Origin of the sequence: Actinomadura sp. SCN-SB (assembly GCF_043906805.1) — a bacterium.
In the GTDB taxonomy this organism is placed as follows: Bacteria; Actinomycetota; Actinomycetes; order Streptosporangiales; family Streptosporangiaceae; genus Spirillospora.
Genome location: NZ_JBIMPP010000038.1, coordinates 57,604 through 73,431 on the forward strand (window position 1 = coordinate 57,604; position 15,828 = coordinate 73,431).

Annotated in this window: 16 protein-coding genes; 8 read left to right on the top strand and 8 right to left on the bottom strand. The window is 71.5% G+C overall.

Annotated elements, in window-relative coordinates:
• The first annotated feature begins 194 nt into the window (after positions 1-194).
• The gene (locus ACGWYJ_RS23490; protein ID WP_395108434.1) at positions 195-2,849 is read left to right on the top strand and encodes an HAD-IC family P-type ATPase; all 2,655 of its coding nucleotides are present in this window, start codon (positions 195-197) and stop codon (positions 2,847-2,849) included.
• A gap of 49 nt (positions 2,850-2,898) precedes the next feature.
• On the top strand, positions 2,899-3,363 hold the full coding sequence (locus ACGWYJ_RS23495; protein ID WP_395108436.1) for a pyridoxamine 5'-phosphate oxidase family protein: 465 nt from the start codon (positions 2,899-2,901) through the stop codon (positions 3,361-3,363).
• Positions 3,364-3,397: 34 nt separating this feature from the next.
• Here the strand turns inward: ACGWYJ_RS23495 and ACGWYJ_RS23500 are convergent, their stop codons facing one another.
• Both ACGWYJ_RS23500 and ACGWYJ_RS23505 read right to left on the bottom strand, forming a co-directional pair.
• Complete coding sequence (locus ACGWYJ_RS23500; protein WP_395108437.1) at positions 3,398-5,812, bottom strand: glycoside hydrolase family 65 protein; 2,415 nt, start codon at positions 5,810-5,812, stop codon at positions 3,398-3,400.
• 7 nt (positions 5,813-5,819) lie between these two features.
• Positions 5,820-6,266, bottom strand: a complete 447-nt coding sequence (locus ACGWYJ_RS23505; protein WP_395108438.1) for a universal stress protein — start codon at positions 6,264-6,266, stop codon at positions 5,820-5,822.
• Between the two features lie 287 nt (positions 6,267-6,553).
• Here ACGWYJ_RS23505 and ACGWYJ_RS23510 point away from each other — a divergent pair, with 287 nt between their 5' ends.
• The gene (locus ACGWYJ_RS23510; protein ID WP_395108439.1) at positions 6,554-6,694 is read left to right on the top strand and encodes a hypothetical protein; all 141 of its coding nucleotides are present in this window, start codon (positions 6,554-6,556) and stop codon (positions 6,692-6,694) included.
• Here ACGWYJ_RS23510 and ACGWYJ_RS23515 read toward each other — a convergent pair.
• Complete coding sequence (locus ACGWYJ_RS23515; RefSeq protein WP_395108441.1) at positions 6,691-7,299, bottom strand: CBS domain-containing protein; 609 nt, start codon at positions 7,297-7,299, stop codon at positions 6,691-6,693. The two genes, ACGWYJ_RS23510 and ACGWYJ_RS23515, sit on opposite strands and share 4 nt — an antisense overlap.
• Positions 7,300-7,469: 170 nt before the next feature.
• Here ACGWYJ_RS23515 and ACGWYJ_RS23520 point away from each other — a divergent pair, with 170 nt between their 5' ends.
• Complete coding sequence (locus tag ACGWYJ_RS23520) at positions 7,470-8,486, top strand: Acg family FMN-binding oxidoreductase (RefSeq protein WP_395108442.1); 1,017 nt, start codon at positions 7,470-7,472, stop codon at positions 8,484-8,486.
• Positions 8,487-8,500: 14 nt separating this feature from the next.
• Here the strand turns inward: ACGWYJ_RS23520 and ACGWYJ_RS23525 are convergent, their stop codons facing one another.
• Entirely contained in the window at positions 8,501-8,905 is a 405-nt protein-coding gene (locus ACGWYJ_RS23525) for a hypothetical protein (protein WP_395108443.1), read from the bottom strand.
• A gap of 141 nt (positions 8,906-9,046) precedes the next feature.
• Between ACGWYJ_RS23525 and ACGWYJ_RS23530 the strand changes: the two genes are divergently transcribed.
• The 4 genes from ACGWYJ_RS23530 (at position 9,047) to ACGWYJ_RS23545 (ending at position 12,785) form a co-directional block, all read left to right on the top strand.
• Positions 9,047-9,628 carry a hypothetical protein gene (locus ACGWYJ_RS23530; RefSeq protein WP_395108445.1) on the top strand — a complete coding sequence of 194 codons (582 nt, stop codon included), beginning with the start codon at positions 9,047-9,049 and terminating at the stop codon, positions 9,626-9,628.
• The gene (locus ACGWYJ_RS23535) at positions 9,621-10,790 is read left to right on the top strand and encodes a pentapeptide repeat-containing protein (protein ID WP_395108446.1); all 1,170 of its coding nucleotides are present in this window, start codon (positions 9,621-9,623) and stop codon (positions 10,788-10,790) included. The genes ACGWYJ_RS23530 and ACGWYJ_RS23535 overlap by 8 nt, the downstream gene beginning before the upstream one ends.
• 138 nt (positions 10,791-10,928) lie before the next feature.
• On the top strand, positions 10,929-11,804 hold the full coding sequence (locus tag ACGWYJ_RS23540; RefSeq protein WP_395108447.1) for a LysR substrate-binding domain-containing protein: 876 nt from the start codon (positions 10,929-10,931) through the stop codon (positions 11,802-11,804).
• Positions 11,805-12,032: 228 nt separating this feature from the next.
• Positions 12,033-12,785 (top strand): SDR family oxidoreductase, encoded by a 753-nt coding sequence (locus ACGWYJ_RS23545; RefSeq protein ID WP_395108448.1) that lies wholly within the window; start codon positions 12,033-12,035, stop codon positions 12,783-12,785.
• 648 nt (positions 12,786-13,433) lie between these two features.
• On the opposite strand, the gene ACGWYJ_RS23550 is transcribed toward ACGWYJ_RS23545, so the two are convergent.
• The 4 genes from ACGWYJ_RS23550 to ACGWYJ_RS23565 form a co-directional block, all read right to left on the bottom strand.
• On the bottom strand, positions 13,434-14,309 hold the full coding sequence (locus tag ACGWYJ_RS23550; protein ID WP_395108450.1) for a LysR family transcriptional regulator: 876 nt from the start codon (positions 14,307-14,309) through the stop codon (positions 13,434-13,436).
• A gap of 37 nt (positions 14,310-14,346) precedes the next feature.
• A complete protein-coding gene (locus tag ACGWYJ_RS23555; protein ID WP_395108451.1) occupies positions 14,347-14,811 on the bottom strand; it encodes a hypothetical protein in 465 nt (154 codons plus the stop codon).
• Positions 14,812-14,909: 98 nt separating this feature from the next.
• Complete coding sequence (locus tag ACGWYJ_RS23560) at positions 14,910-15,347, bottom strand: nuclear transport factor 2 family protein (protein WP_395108452.1); 438 nt, start codon at positions 15,345-15,347, stop codon at positions 14,910-14,912.
• Positions 15,344-15,769, bottom strand: a complete 426-nt coding sequence (locus tag ACGWYJ_RS23565; RefSeq protein WP_395108453.1) for a nuclear transport factor 2 family protein — start codon at positions 15,767-15,769, stop codon at positions 15,344-15,346. Before ACGWYJ_RS23565 ends, ACGWYJ_RS23560 begins: the two co-directional genes overlap by 4 nt.
• Between the last annotated feature and the right edge of the window lie 59 nt (positions 15,770-15,828).

Sequence of the window (15,828 nt, forward strand, 5' to 3'; positions counted from 1 at the left end):
TCTCCCGGAGGGGAACAGCGCCCTGGGCGGCGCGGACACCCACGAACGGACCCGCGGGTGGCGGGAACGCCGGGGGCGACGAGTCGGCGCCGATGGCTGGGTATGGCTGAGTCCACAAGGGGGCGGAGGGGTCTCCCGTCGCGGGACCTTCGTCCCTGATCTGCGGCCCGGCGGGGGGAAAGGCTGGGAGCGTGATGACGACGACCGTTCCCGGCGCGCCCCATCGGCGGACCGCCGCGCAGGTCGCCCGCGACCTGGGCACCGACGCCGTCCAGGGGCTGCCCTCGGACGAGGCCGCCGCGCGGTTGACCCGGCACGGGCCCAACGTGCTGCCCGTTGCGCGGCGGCGGGGACCGGTGCTGCGCTTCGTCCTCCAGTTCCACAGCCCGCTGATCTACGTGCTGCTGGTCTCGGCCGTGATCACCGCCGCGCTGGGCGAGCCCGTGGACGCCGCCGTGATCCTGGGCGTGGTGATCGTCAACGCGATCGTCGGGTACGTCCAGGAATCACGGGCGGAGCGGGCGCTGGCCGCGCTCGCCGCGCTCACCCGCACCACCGCCACGGCCGTCCGGGACGGGCGGCCCGTCCGCGTACCGTCCGAGGACCTGGTCCCCGGGGACCTCGTGGCGCTGGAGGCGGGCGACAAGGTCCCCGCCGACCTGCGGCTGGTGCGGGCCGACGAGCTCACGGTGGACGAGTCCGCGCTCACCGGCGAGTCGGCCCCGGTCGCCAAGGACCCCGCCCCCCTGGGCGAGGCCGGCCTGGCCGACCGGCGCAACATGGCCTACTCGGGGACGTTCGCCACCTACGGCGCCGGGACCGGCATCGTCACCGCGACCGGCGCGGACACCGAGATCGGGCTCGTGCACCGGCTGGTGGAGGGCTCCGCCTCCGTCCAGACCCCGCTGACCCGCAAGATCGCGTACTTCAGCCGGGTCGTGACCGTCGCGATCCTCGGCCTGGCCGCCGTCACCTTCGGCATCGGGGTCCTGCGGGGCGAGCCCGCCGCCGAGATGCTGACGGCCGCGGTCGCCCTCGCGGTGGGCGCCATCCCCGAGGGACTGCCCGCCGTGGTGACGATCACCCTGGCGTTCGGGGTGGCGCGGATGGTGCGGCGCAACGCCATCGTCCGGCGCCTGCCGGCCGTGGAGACCCTGGGCAGCACCACCGTGATCTGCTCCGACAAGACAGGGACGCTCACCCGCAACGAGATGACCGTCACCGGCGTCGCCGCGGGAGGCCGCCTGTACGAGGTGACCGGCACCGGGTACGCGCCGCACGGCCGCGTCGTCCTGGACGGCGAGCCCGCCGACCTCGCCGCGCACCCGGCGCTGCGCGAATGCCTGCTGGCCGGGCTCGCCTGCAACGACGCCCGGATCAGCGGGGAAGGGAACGGCTGGTCCCTGGTCGGCGACCCCACCGAGGGCGCCCTGGTGGTCAGCGCCGCCAAGGCCGGTCTCGGCGAGCCTCCCCGGCGCCTGGACGTGCTCCCGTTCAGCTCCGAACGGCAGTACATGGCCACCCTGCACCCGGGCGGCACCATCTACGTCAAAGGCTCGGTGGAACGCGTCCTCGACGCCTGCGACGACCAGCTCGGCGCCGGCGGCCGTCCCGAACCGCTCGACCGGGACGGCATCACGGACCTCGCCCATGCCTACGGCCTCCAGGCCCTGCGCGTCCTGGCCTTCGCCCGCGCCCACACCGGGGCCGAGCGCCTCGACGGGCTTCCCCGCCTGACCTTCCTCGGGCTGCAAGCCATGCACGACCCGCCCCGCGACGAGGCGGCCCGAGCCGTCCGCGCCTGCCAGACCGCCGGGATCCAGGTCAAAATGATCACCGGCGACCATGCCGCCACCGCCCACGCCGTCGGCGAGCGGATCGGCCTGCGAGGCCGGGTCATGACCGGAACCGACCTGGCCGCCTGCCCCGACGCCGACCTGCCCGGCGCGGTCGAGGACACCGCCGTGTTCGCCCGCGTCTCCCCCGAGCAGAAGCTCCGCCTCGTCCGGGCCCTCCAGAGCGGGTCGCACATCATCGCCATGACCGGCGACGGCGTCAACGACGCCCCCGCCCTCAAGCAGGCCGACATCGGCGTGGCGATGGGACGGGGCGGCACCGAGGTCGCCAAGGAGGCCGCCGACATGATCCTCACCGATGACGACTTCGCCTCCATCGAGGCCGCCGTCGAGGAGGGCCGCGGCGTCTTCGACAACCTGACCAAGTTCATCGCCTGGGCGCTGCCCGCCAACATCGGCCTGGGCCTGGTGCTGATGGCCGCCATCATCGGCGGCGGCGACCTGCCGATCCTGCCCGTCCAGGTGCTGTGGCTGAACATGACGGCCGTGCTGGTCCTCGGCCTGCCCTTCGCCGTCGAACCCCGCGAAGAGACGATCATGCGGCGCCCGCCGCGCGACCCGGACCTGCCCCTGATCACCCGGCCCATGGCCGCGCGGATCCTGCTGGTCTCGGCGATCCTTCTGACGGGCGCCTTCGGCCTGTTCCACTGGGAGCAGGCGCACGGCGCGTCCCTCGCCGAGGCCCGCACCGTCGTGGTGAACGTCTTCGCGGCCACGCTGCTGGCCTACCTGTTCAACTGCCTGTCGATGGACCGCCCGATGCTGTGGAGCGGCGTCCGCCGCAACCCCTGGGTCGGCGCGGGCGCCGCCGCGCTCGTCGCCGTCCAGGCCCTCTACACCTACGTCCCGGCGATGAACGACGTGTTCCGATCGGCACCGCTGGGTGTGGACGCGTGGGGACGCATCGCCTCCGTAGCGGTCTTCGCCTACACGCTCGTCGAACTCGCCAAGTGGGCGGCCCGCCGCCACGCACGTCGCCCGCCGCGCAGGTAGGGACCTTCGACCCTGATGGACCGCCTCCCCGGCGGGGCAACCTGAGGTCATGCAACTCGACCACGGCGGGCTGGAGATCCTCGGTATCGAGGAGTGCCGGTCGCTGCTCGCCGCCACCCAGCTCGGGCGCATCGTCTTCACCGACCGGGCGCTCCCCGCCATCCAGCCGGTCAACTACGTCGTCGCGGACGGGGACGTGGTGATCCGCACCTCACCCACGTCCCGGCTGGCCAACGCCGCCCGCGACACCATCGTCGCCTTCGAGATCGACGATTTCGACGCCGCGTTCCGCACCGGCTGGTCCGTCGTGGTGATCGGCAAGGCCCGCGGCGTCACCGACCCCGCCGAGCTGACCGCCCTCCGCGCGCTGCCCCTGGACCCCTGGGCACCAGGCGCGCGCGAGCACTACATCCGCATCCGCCCACAGCTCATCTCGGGCCGCCGTACCCCGCGTCATGAGACGGTCCCCCCGACAGGTGACGGCGGTCGTCCCGATCCTGGGGAACGGGCCTAGCGCATATGGCGACCCCCGCGGTCTCGTGCCAAGGTCAGGCGTGCCGGGCCGGGAGCCTGCCATCGGCGAGCGGCGTCTCCCAGGAGCCTCCCGGTTCGATCGTGACCCGGTCGGGGCCGCAGGCCACCTCGATCGGGGAGGCCACGCCGTGGCGCAGCGCCACCCGTAGCCGGTCGCGGGAGCAAGTTACGTCGATGCCCCAGTGGCCCCGGTAGCGCAGGCCGAGGCGTACGTGACCGATGCCGGTGGGCAGCCGGGGGTCGAAGTGCAGCACGGGACCTTGGGTGGAGATGCCGGCGTAGCAGCGCTGCACCAGGTTCAGCGTGCCGGCCATCGCGCCCAGATGGATGCCCTCGGCCGTGGTGCCGCGCTGGCGGTCCTCGATGTCGCTGCGCAGGGACTCCAGGAAGAACTCCCACGCCTCCTCTCCGTCGACGCGCGCCATCAGCCAGGCGTGCACCACCGCGCTGAGCGTCGAGCCATGGGAGGTGCGGGGGAGGTAGTAGGCGATCGTCCGCTCGATCAGGTCCGGTCCGGGCGTGTATCCGAGCCTGGTCAGGACCGAGTCCAGCTCCTGGCGTGAGAGCAGGTAGAACAGCATCAGCACATCGGGCTGCTTGGAGGCGCGGTAACGGTTGGGGGTGTCGCCCTCGGCCTCCAGGATGCGGTCCAGGCGGCGGATGTCGCCGTACCGGCGCCGGTAGCCGTCCCAGTCCAGCTCCTCAAGGTCGGCGTACCCCTCGAACTGGCTGAGCACGCCGTCGTGGAAGACGACCCGCATCTTGCGGCTGACGTCCCGCATCCGGGTGATCTCCTCGCCGGTCAGCCCGAGCCGCTCCCGCAGCCCCTCGCGGCTGTCGGCGGGCAGCAGCGCCAGGACGTCCAGGGCCCGGCACAGCACCCACACGGCCAGGACGTTGGTGTAGACGTTGTTGTCCAGGCCGGGCTCATCGCGGCCGGGGTAGCCGTCGTGGTACTCGTCCGGGCCCATCACGCCGCGGATCTCGTAACGGTCCCCTTCGCTGTCGTGGACGGCCAGGTCGGCGAAGAACCGGGCGATCTCCAGCAGCATCTCGGCGCCGTACTCGGCGAGGAACTCCGCGTCCCCCGTGGCCTCGTAGAACCGCCAGACGTTGTACGCGATCGCCAGCCCCACATGGCGTTGCAGGTGCGAATGATCGGGCAGCCAGCGTCCGGAGCGCGGGTTGAGATGCAGCCGCTGCGTCTCCTCACGCCCGTCGGCGCCGCTCTGCCACGGGTACATCGCCCCGCGGTGGCCCTCCCGGCGCGCGGCGCGGCGGGCCTCGGGCAGCCTCCGCCACCGGTACAGCAGCAGAGCGCGCGCGACCTCCGGAAACCGCAGGGTGAGGAACGGCAGGACGAACAACTCGTCCCAGAACACATGGCCCCGGTACGCCTCGCCGTGCAGGCCGCGCGCCGGGACCCCGACGTCGAGATCGACCGTGTGCACCGACACCGTCTGCAGCAGATGGAAGGTGTGCAGGTTGAGGGCCCGCTGAACGTCCTCCCTGTCCACGTCGAGCTGGCAGCGGTGCCACAGCCGGTCCCAGGCCCCCACGTGCCGCTCCAGCAGCTCATCGAAGGTCCCCGCCCGATCGACGCGCCTGCGCGCCGCCTCCGCCGGCTCCTCGATCGCCCGGTCGCGCGTGGTGAACAGGGCCACGACCTTCTCGACCGTGACCGGAACGCTCTCCTGGGCTTGCACGGTCAGGTCCTGGCCGATCCAGCCGCGCTCATCGTGCGTCCTCCGCTCGGCCGCGGCGTCCACCCGGGTGCGAGCGGCCACGGCGATGCCGATCCGTGAGGTGGCCGTGCGGCACGACAGCCACACCGCCTCGTGGCCGTGCGCTCCCTCACCGTCCGGGACGAGGTGCGACCCGTTGAGAAGCCGGTAACGCGCGACCCCGCAATTGGTCACGCGCCCGTCGATCGCGGAGCGGATCTCCATCCGGCCGCTCCAGTTCTCCGGGACGAGCGTCGTCTCCAGCGCCGCGAGATGCGGGTCGTCCATGGACACGATGCGGCGCTGCGTCATCCGGGTCACCCGTCCCGCCGCGTCGGCGAACCGCAGCAGCCGGGTCAGCACGCCCCGCCGCAGATCCAGCTCCTGCCGGTGGGACAGCAGCGCCCCGTCGGAGGCGAGCGCGGCGAGCCGCAGCCACGGGCCGTCCTCGATCCGGACGGTCAGCGGCAGCCAGTTCGGCGCGTTCACCAGGTCCTCGTTGACGACGGTGTGGCCGGCGACCCGTGAGGCCAGCCGGTCGTAGCAGCCCGCGATGTAGGTCCCGGGATAGTGCACGCCGTCCGCCGTCGCCTCCGGTTGCGCGCCTCGGGTGGCGAAGTACCCGTTGCCAAGGGTGCACAGCGTCTCCCGTACCCCCTCCCAGTCCGGGTCGTACCCGTCGTAGGCGAGCAGCCAGCGGCTCATCCCGGGCTCACTCGGTGTCGATTCCCGAATCGGCGTGATGGTCCGCGCAGATGATGACCTCGCAGGTGGCCCTGCTCCGGACGACCGGGACGGTGTGGCCCCCGAAGGGGCTGCCGTGTTCGGAGTGCTCGCGGGCACCGATCACCAGCAGCTCGCCGTGGGCCGCCTGCTCGGCCAGGACCGGTCCGGGATCGCCGTACAGGATGCGCAAGCGGGTGGTGAGATGCTGCGAGCGGTCGAGGTTGTCGGCGACCAGGCTCCGCAACCGCAGCCACTCCCTGAACGTCCGCAGCGGCCGCGGCAACCCCGTCGCCTTGGCGTCGGGAACGTGCACGACGTCCAGCCGAGCGTGCCGTGACCGTGCCTCGCGGGCGGCCCTGCGCAATGCGGCGATCGAGTTGGGTGATCCGTCGACGCCGACGACCACGCAACGCTGAGCGGGCTTGACCTGCATGAAGATCTCCTTTCCCGGTCTCCAGTCGATCACTCGCGTCCCGGCGGGGCACAGGGCTGGGCTACCCGGAGTCGCCGGGACCTTCGTCCTTTTCCCGGTGGGGCGGCCAGGCCGCGCCCGTCTTCGGGACGAAAGTCCCTACTGCTCTCCCGGCCCGGCACCGCACCATCGACGGCACGGGGGCGTGCGGCGATCGGGGGCGCCGCGCCCCTCCGATCCGGGCGGGCGCCGGACGGAGCGCGCCGGTCACCCGCTTCCTCGCCTGCCGCCTCGACCGTCTCGCGCTCGTGGCCGACGACATCGCCGCCGCCTGCGCCGCCCGCGACACGGCCGCGCTACGGCGCGGCGTCGTGCGGTTCCGCGTCCTGATGTGGAAGGTGCAGCTCGCCGTGGGCGCGGGACGTCCGGCCCCGGGCCGCCGAAGCTAGCTCCGGCCGGCGGATTCGCGGACGGTGACCCTGGAGGCCCCGGGCACGGTACGGGCCAGCACCCCGGCCAGCCGGCGTGCGTTCTCGTCCGCCTCACCGCGCAGCTCGACGTCTCCGTCCCGGACGGTGACGGTCCACCGGTCCTGGGCTCCGTGCTCGCGGAGGGCGGCGATCACGTCGTCGCGGATGCGGGCGTCCCCGCGTGCCAGCACCGCGAGCAGGTCGCGGCGGCTGACCATGCCCACCAGCCGGTCGCCGTCCAGGACCGGCACGCTCTTGAGACCGGTCCGGATCATCGTCTCGGCCAGACCGGCGGCGTCGGAGGTGGGCCGTGCCGTGCGCACCCGGCTGGTCATGACCTCCTCGACGTGGCGCGGCGGGGGCTCGCCCGGCGCGGCCACCGGGCGGAGGAAGGCACGGGGATCGGCCTCGAACGCGCCGCGCAGCAGGTCCATCTCGCTGACGATGCCGGCCATGCGCCCGTCGGGGCCGATGACCGGCGCGGCGGTGATGTCGTGCTCGTGCAGCACCCGGATGGCCTGGCGGACGGTGGCCGTCCTGGGCACGGTCACCACCGGAGACGTCATCACTTCACCGATCAGCATGGTGCGCTCCCGATCTTCGCTGGCTGGTATGCCCCTTCTGGCACCGTGCGGCACGGGCGGGCCGTGGCCGAAGCGCCGAAGGTCCCGGCAGGAGCCGACCTTCGCCCCCTCCCGGTCGAGATGCCCAGGTGGTGCGGTGGGAACCGGAGCCGCGACGAAGGGGAGGCATCATGGAGCCGGCGAGGTGCACGGGCGACGACGTGGCCGCGGAGGTCCGGCAGGCCGTGCGGGCGGCGGTGTGGGCGCCCTCGGTGCACAACACCCAGCCGTGGACGTTCGGCGTCCACGGTTCCCGGATCACCCTCCGCGCCGACGCCGACCGGCGGCTGGAGGCCGCCGATCCCGACGGACGCGAGATGCTGATCAGCTGTGGCGCGGCGCTGTTCACCCTGCGCGTCGCCCTCAGGGCCCTGGGCCGCCAGGCGCACCTGCGCGTACTGCCCGACCCCGACCGCCCGCACCTGCTGGCCGACGTGCACGTGGGCGCCCCCATCCCGGTGGACGAGCATGCGCGGCGCCTGTACGGGGCCGTCCAGCACAGGCGCACGCATCGCGGCGCGTTCAAGCCCACCGGCATCCAGCCCTCCCTGCTGAACACGCTGCGGCTGGAGGCCGAACACGAAGGCGCCCGGGTGATCCAGGCCGTGGAAAGGCACACCCAGCGGGCACTGGCCGGGCTCACCCAGGCCGCCGAGCATCTGCAGCGCATGGATCCCGCCCACGCCGCCGAGACGGCCCGCTGGGCGCCCGCGCCGGGCAGCACCCGCTCCGATGGCGTCCACCAGGGCGCCTACCCAGAGCTGATTCCGCCCACCGACCCGCACTTCCCGGGCCGCGACTTCGCCCGAGGCCACGGCTGGGGCACCGTGGGCGACGAGCCGGCCGACCCCTCGACCGGCCTCGTCATGATCGTCGCCACGCCGGGGGACACGCCGCCGGACTGGATCGGTTCCGGGCAGGCGCTGCAACGGATGCTGCTGCGCGCCGCCGCCGAGGAGGGCCTGGCCGCCGCCTTCCACACCCAGGCCCTGGAAATCCCCGAACTGCGCGGGCTCATCCGCACCAGACTCACCAACGGGCACCATCCGCAGGTGCTGCTACGGCTCGGCATCCCGGAAGGCCCCGGGCTCACCACCGTCCGGCGTCCCGTCGGCGAGGTCATCGTCGAAGAACACCACTCCGGGTGACCGGCGCGCCGGGGTCACTCGCCGGGGCCGGTGAACGCGCAGTTGGGCGGGTTGTCGGGCGGCTGGATGTCCGGGTCGCTCCAGATCGGCAGCGGAGCGTCCTTGACGGTGTAGCCCTTGAGCCAGCGGCCGTCGGGTCCCGGGCCGGCGGGGGAGAACGGGGCGGGGCCCGTCCCCATCTGGTGGCACGCGGGTTGCACGACGCCCCAGGAGAATCCCATGCGGTCGTGCCTGTGGCCGAGCGGTGACTGGTAGAAGGTCGGCGTCGCCCGTTTCATGTTCGCGGGCACGTCGTCCTGGCGGATCCCCGAGACCACGGCGACCGGCCCACCGGTCATCAGATAGTCGACCTTGATGCTGAACCAGTGGTCCTTGGACGGCCCGCCGGGCTCGTCCGGCGCGTAGTGGTTGACGTGCACGGTGCCGCGTCCCGTACGGCCGAAATGAGGTCGGCTGGCCGGTTCCGGTACCCGCCAGGCCGGTTACGGACGGTGCGATGGCAGTCGTTCGCCCGCTGACGCACGCTCGTATCGCAGGCCGTCGCGGGGAGGTGGTCGCGCTTGAGGGGCAAGCCACCGGGCCATCAGAACGATCAGATGCCGCACCTTCGTGTGGTGCTCGGGCGCCTTCCCGATCTGCGCGAGGGTTATCGCCAGTGCGCGCGCGGCAGCCGTACCGCAGCGGACAGGGCTATCGCCAGCGTGTGTGTCGCGCTCCGCAAGGACAGGGTCTCCGGTCTACTGGACCAGATCCTGGGCACCTATGGGCGGAACGCTTCGACGTGGACCACCGTGCCGCCCCGCTCGTTCGTCCGTGAGGAGGCCGAACTCAGCAGGGAGTTCGGGTTCCGCCCCGCGGAAGCGCGCAAGCACATCAAGGCCATGTACGGGTCTGGGCGACCGGAGCATCCGTTGTGCAGCCTCGACGAACTGATCGAGGCGATCAGCCGGATCCATATCGGGCTCGTCGCCGACCTCGGTGGCGCCCGGTCCTTCAGGGAACGCGCCGCGGCCATACGGGAGGCCGACCGTTTCGTGTTCGCCATCGGCGCGCTGGTCGTCGATGGCGGACGGTCCGAACTGCTCGTGCACTCCTACTCACTGGCGTCCGCGAAACTGCATGGGGAGGCGACGCATGCATGAGGAGCTGTTCCGGTATCGCACGGACCTCCCGAAGGTCGGCGTACCCCTGCGGCGCCGGATCGACTGGCGGGGGCCGGCCGCTCTCACCGTCGCCACGCTGTTGACGTCGGCGGTGCTGGTGCTGCTGGGACTTGCGGTCTTCGCCCTGCCGAACCGGCTCGTTCCCCCGCCCGACCCCACGATCCTGGGAGCCGCCTCCCCCGAGGTTCAGGTCCGCAACGTCACGGATCTGGCGCAGGCGCGGAATGCCGTACGCGGCACCCTGGTCCAGGCCATCGGCGGCGCCGCCGTGCTGATCACCGCGTTCGTCGCCTGGCGCCAGGTCCAGACGCTGCGGCGCGGCCAGCAGATCGAGCGCTTCACCAGGTCCATCGACCAACTGGGCGACGACAGGATCGAAGTACGGCTCGGGGCCGTCCACGCCCTCGGCCAGCTGGCCAGGGACCGGCGCCATGCCCGGATGGTCGCCGAAGTGCTCAGCGCGTTCGTGCGCATGGAGACACACGCCGAACGTTCACGCCGGAAGAAGCGACCGCCGGACCGGCGGGCGCCACGGACGCTGCGCGCCGACCTACAGGCGTGCCTGCGTGTTTTGGCGGTGGACCGGTGCTGGGTCGGCACCGGGCTCGAGCGTCTCGACCTCACCGGGGCGATCCTCCGCCACGCCGACCTGCACGGCGCCGATCTCAGCCACATGATCCTCCACGGTGCGGACCTGACCGGGGCCGATCTGCGCGAGGCCCGGCTGGACGAGTGCGACCTGCGCCGGGCGGACTTCTCCCACGCGGACCTGACGGGCGCCTCGATCACTTCGGCGTTGCTCGGCGATGCCACCCTGCGGGACGCATGGCTGCACAAGGCGGTCCTGGACGGGGCTGATGCGGACGGCGCCGATTTCACTGAGGCGGACCTGAGCGACGCGTCCCTCGACAGACTCCGCCTAATGCATGCCGACCTGCGTCTTGCACACCTCGACAACGCCAGCCACACCACGCTGGTGCTGGCCAACGCCAACCTGGACGGCGCGGTGCTGACCGGGCTGCGCGGCCCGGCGAACCAGATCGACATCGCGGGCGCCACCATCACCCCTGCCACGCAACTGGACCCATCGCTGGAGGGAGAATCTCACATACGTCTGAAGGGGGGCCGTGACCTCTTTTAGGGGGCAAGGGCTCGGTCAGGGGCGTGCGCACTTCTGATCGGAAAGCTCCGGCCGGGCGCCGGACGTGGCCAACTTCGAGGTACGGCTGTGCCGAGGGTCCAATAGCTGCTCTAATAACCGGTAGTTATGGACGTGCATATGCGTGGGCTGCGCGCTTTCGTGGCGGTGGCCGAAGAACTCAGTTTCACTCGTGCCGCCGAGCGGATGTTCATATCCCAGCCCGCGCTCAGCAAGCAGATCCGGCAACTTGAGGACACGCTGCGCGTCAGGCTGCTCGAAAGGGACCGGCGTACCGTCACGCTCACCGCGCCCGGCCGGGTCCTGCTGCCCGCCGCGCGCGAGCTGCTGGACTCGTGGGACCGTACGCGGCGCGCGGTCGCCGAGGCCGCCGCTGACGAGGCGGCCGTGCTCACCGTGGGGCTGGCGACCAGTGTGGGACGCGGGCTGCTGGCGCCGGTGCGGCCGGTGCTGGCGCGGCGGTGGCCCGGCTGGCGGCTGCGTCCCCGCCAGATCGACTGGGACGATCCCAGCGCGGGCCTGGCGGACGGGCAGGTCGATGTGGCGTTCGTCTGGCTGCCGTTGCCCCCGCAGCTGGCGGTCCGTGCCCGGGTGGTGGCGCGAGAGCCGCGCTGGGTGGCCTTCCACAAGGACCACTGGCTGGCCGGGCGTGACCAGGTCGCCTTCGCCGAACTGCTGGACGAGCCCTTCGTGGCGCTGGTCGAGGCCGCGGGCCCGCAGCGCGACCACTGGCTGGCCCTCGACCAGCGCGGCGGCCACCCGGTCAAGATCGGCGCGACCGTGACCAACGCCGACGAGACGTTCACCGCGATCGAGCAGGGCAGCGGCATCGTCCTGCTGGCCGCCGGCAACGTGCCCATCTACCAGCGCCCCGAGATCGGGGCCATCCCGGTGACCGACCTGCCGCCCACCGAACTGGCCGTCGCGTGGCGGGCCGACGACGAGCGCGCCCTGGTGCGCGACCTCGTGAACACGCTGGCTCCGGACGGCGCCTGACCAGGGCGGACGCGCGTCCACCGATCACCGCGCGGTAAATGCGTTCCAGTGGCGCTGGGACGCCGGATACCCCAGGGGTATCAGCGCATACCCAACCGATCTTTGCCTGTGGCAAGGGTGCGGCCCGAGACTTCTGAATGCCCCGAAACGCATTTCCAGTTCTCGGGACATGAAGACATTTCTCTCTCGGGGCGATGTCGCATGCCCTTGATCACCGATGGGAGTCCTATGACAACGCCGAGCCGCGACCTCCAAGGCAAGGTCGCCGTGGTGGTCGGGGGAAGCCGCAACATGGGCGCCGCGATCGCCGAGGAGATCGCCTCCAGGGGCGCGACCACCGTGATCAGCTATGCCGCCCACGAGGACGACGCCAAGGCCACCGTCGCCACGCTTGAGGGGCACGGGGTGACGGCGGAGGCCGTCCGTTCCGACGCCACCGAGCCGGGCGCCACCGACCGGCTGCTCACCGACGTCATCGAGCGGCACGGGCACGTCGACATCGTCGTCCACATGCCCGGCATGGTGCTGAAGAAGCCGATCGCCGACATCACCGACGCCGAGTACGACGAGGTCGTCGGACGCAACACCCGCACGGCGTTCTGGACGCTGCGCGCCGCGTCCCGGCACCTCGCCGACGGCGGACGCTGCGTCCTGCTGTCCACCACGATCACCCGGATGACGGTCGGCCTGTACGGGCTGTACGCGGGCAGCAAGGCCGCGGTCGAGCAACTGGTGAAGGCGGCGGCGCAGGAACTGGGAGGCCGCCGCATCACCGTCAACGCCGTGGCCCCCGGCCCGATCGACGACTCGTTCTTCCACTCCGCCGAGACCCCCGAGTCGGTGGCCTGGGTGATGCACGCCAACCCGTTCAACCGGCTCGGCCTGCCCGGAGACGTGGCACCCGTCGTCGGCTTCCTGGTGAGCGACGCGGCGGGCTGGGTGACCGGCCAGGTCCTGCCGATCAACGGTGGCATGGTCTGACCGGAGCAAGGCGCCACGACGACGATGACCAGGGCACGGGACCTGGAAGCCAAGGTCGCGCGGCCATCGCCGAGAAGACCGCGTCCCGGGGGGCGACCACGGTGCCGCATCGCCGCCGACGGCCTCCCTTATCGCCGGATCTTCCACTCCGCCGAAACCCCAGTCGGTCGAGTGGTCGATCCACGCCAACCCCCGGCACCACCTTGGCCTTCCATGGACGCGTCGTCGGCTACCTGGTGAGCGACGCGGCGACCTGGGTGACGGGCCAGGTCATCAGGATCAACGGCGGGCCCCTCGGAGCGCGATCCGAAGGCCGCTGAATACCAGGGGAGGGGCCCGCTCAGGCGGCGCCCTCTCCTCCAAGACACGGCGAGTCTTGTGGAGTCACGGCCTTCGCGCAGGCACGATTCCGCGTCCCGGAAACGTCCCGTGGCGGCCTGACAGGGCCCGTTCTCCGGCAATGTGGGCATCTCCTGGCCGTGCGGCCACGAGTGGCGCCCTCTCGGCAAGGAGAGCTGGGGCGGAACTATGCCGCCACGGGCAAGCGGGGAGGCGACGCGGATGGTCGTCCGCCGAGCCGAGGGCCACTGGCGCCGGCGGCAGTGTGCGGAGAGGCCGAGGAAGAAGACCGGAGGGCTGGGCCGCGGATCACCGCGTCCAGCCCTCCGCGCATGCGACCTCGCGGGCGGTCGCGACCAGCGCGGCGAGCGCCGGGGACGCGGCTTCGGGACGCCACGTCAGTTCCACGTCGATCCGCGGCAGGTCGTCCAGCACTTCCAGGGCGACGATCCCGCCCGGCAGATGCCGGGACACCGTGCACGGAACCAGCATGAAGCCACCGTGGTGCAGGTTCTGATAGGTGCGCAGGCCGGTAACGGGGTTCTCCCAGACCTCGAAGGTCTCTCCAGTACTGTGCAACGCGGCCAGGACGCCGTCGAAGTACCGTGGCGCGATCCGTCGGGCCACGAACCGGAACGTCTCGCCGCGCAGCTCGCACAGACGGACGGCGCCGCGTCCGGCCAGCCGGTGCCCGTCAGCGACCAGGACGATGTAGGGCTCGCGGCGCAGCACTTCGGTTTCGCAGCCCGTGGGGACCGGCGGGAGCCGGCCGAGCACCGCGTCGAGCCGTCCTTCCCCCAACGCGGCGGCGAGGTCGACGTCGCGGTCCTCGCGCACTTCGCAGCGAATCCCGGGATGGCGCTCGCTCATCGCGGTGAGCAGTTTGGGCATCTCCTCGTAGGCCGCGGTCGGTCCGTACCCGACGCCCACCGTTCCCGTTTCGGCCCGTCCCGCCTGGCGGGCACGCTGTACGGCGTGTTCGGTGTCGCGGAGCACCTGCCGCGCGGACTCCACGAAGGCGTGACCCGCCTCGGTCAGCCGGGTCGGGTGGCGCTCGAAGAGCCGCACGCCGAGTTCCCGTTCCAGATCGCGAATCTGGCGGCTGAGCGGCGGCTGCGCCATGTGCAGCCGCCGCGCCGCGCCCTGGAAGCTGCCGGTTTCGGCGACCGCGATCACGTAACGCATCAAACGCAGTTCCAGCGGCATCCCAGGCCCCAGATGATCAGTGGCTGAGCAGCGCGGCGATCCGCTTTATCTGCCGCTTGGAACCGACACCGCGCTGTACCTCCAGCTCCAATTCCGCCGTGCCACCGAACCCCAGTCGCAGCCTGTAAGAGACCAGCCGCGGTTGCATTGTGAACGTGGTGACCTCGCGCAGCGGGACACGGAAAACCGTCTCGCCGAGCCAGGGCCGGGTCGTCCCGGCGAGCTCGAACAGCGCCAGCGTGCCGGGGCCGGCCGTCAGCCACATCCGCGGGAACAGTCGCAGCCCCCGGTCCTCCTGCGGGCCGCCCTCCCAGATGTCGCCGCGCCTCCCGGCGAATATGCCCGAAACCCCGTCGACGGCGCCTGCGGCTCCGTGCGTCAAATGAGCCCTGGAGCCGCTGCGGGGGAGCACCACCCCACCGGCGACCACCTGCTCTCCCAGCGCCTGGCTGGCCGCCGGGTCCAGTCGGTTATTGAACATGCCCTCTCCTGTTGTGTCCTCATCGGTAAGTGGACCCGCTCGACCCGAAGGCGGAGATAAAGAGGCCGGAGATCCTGAAGCGGCAGCTTGTACCGGCCTCATGAGGCGTAGCGACCCACGACCTCCTGGATCCGGCCGTCGCGGATGAGGAATGCGTAGGTGAAGCGTTCCTGGCCGCCGCTCCCTGTGTCGAAGACGAACGACACGACCAGGCGCCCGTTCTGAACGCGACGGCCCGTCTCGCGGTAGCGGCCGCCCGGGTCGATGACGTCCGGTTCGAGGAAACGATCGATGATGTCGTCCCGGCCATCGAAAAGGGCGCCCGCCCGGTCGAAGCGGGCGTCCTCCGCGAAAAGCGCGCGGAGCCTGTCGACATCGCCGCCGTTGGCCGCGCTGATGAACTGGTCGACGACCGGCGCCGCGTCCGGCTGGGCCGCCGGGGACGTGGGAGTGCTCGTCGCATCGCCGTCACCACCGCAGGCGGCCGCCAGGAGGCTGATCGCGAGTATGACCGCGACCGCGAGCCGCGTGTTCACGGGGCGAGCCGGCCGGGGAGAGGGGCAAGGGCGTAGTCGGCCCAGACGAAGGCGTCCATCTGATGCTGGTCACCGGACAGATTGAAGACGCGATCGACCTCGCCTTCGGCGTTGAAATGCCACACCAAGGCCCAGAGGGTGTCCACCTTCCCGGTTCCCTTGGTCGTCCAGCCCCGGTGAATGTCGACGACGTACTCGTCGGCGGCTTCAAGGAAGATGGTATCGGCCTTGGAACCGGCCTTGCCCAATGCGGCGAAGAAGGCCATGACCTCCTCGACGCTGCGCTTGGTTCCCGCCAGTGGATGGTGCCCGGGAATGGTCCATCCGATGTCATCACCCAACACCGCGCGTATACCGTCCGCATCATCCTCGGCGTAGGTGGCGAAGAATGTTTCGATGGCCTCTGTCTTCGGATCTTTCACAGGCCGATCATAGAAAGGGCGTAGATCTGGCGTCTAATGACTTGATTGAGCCTTTTCCA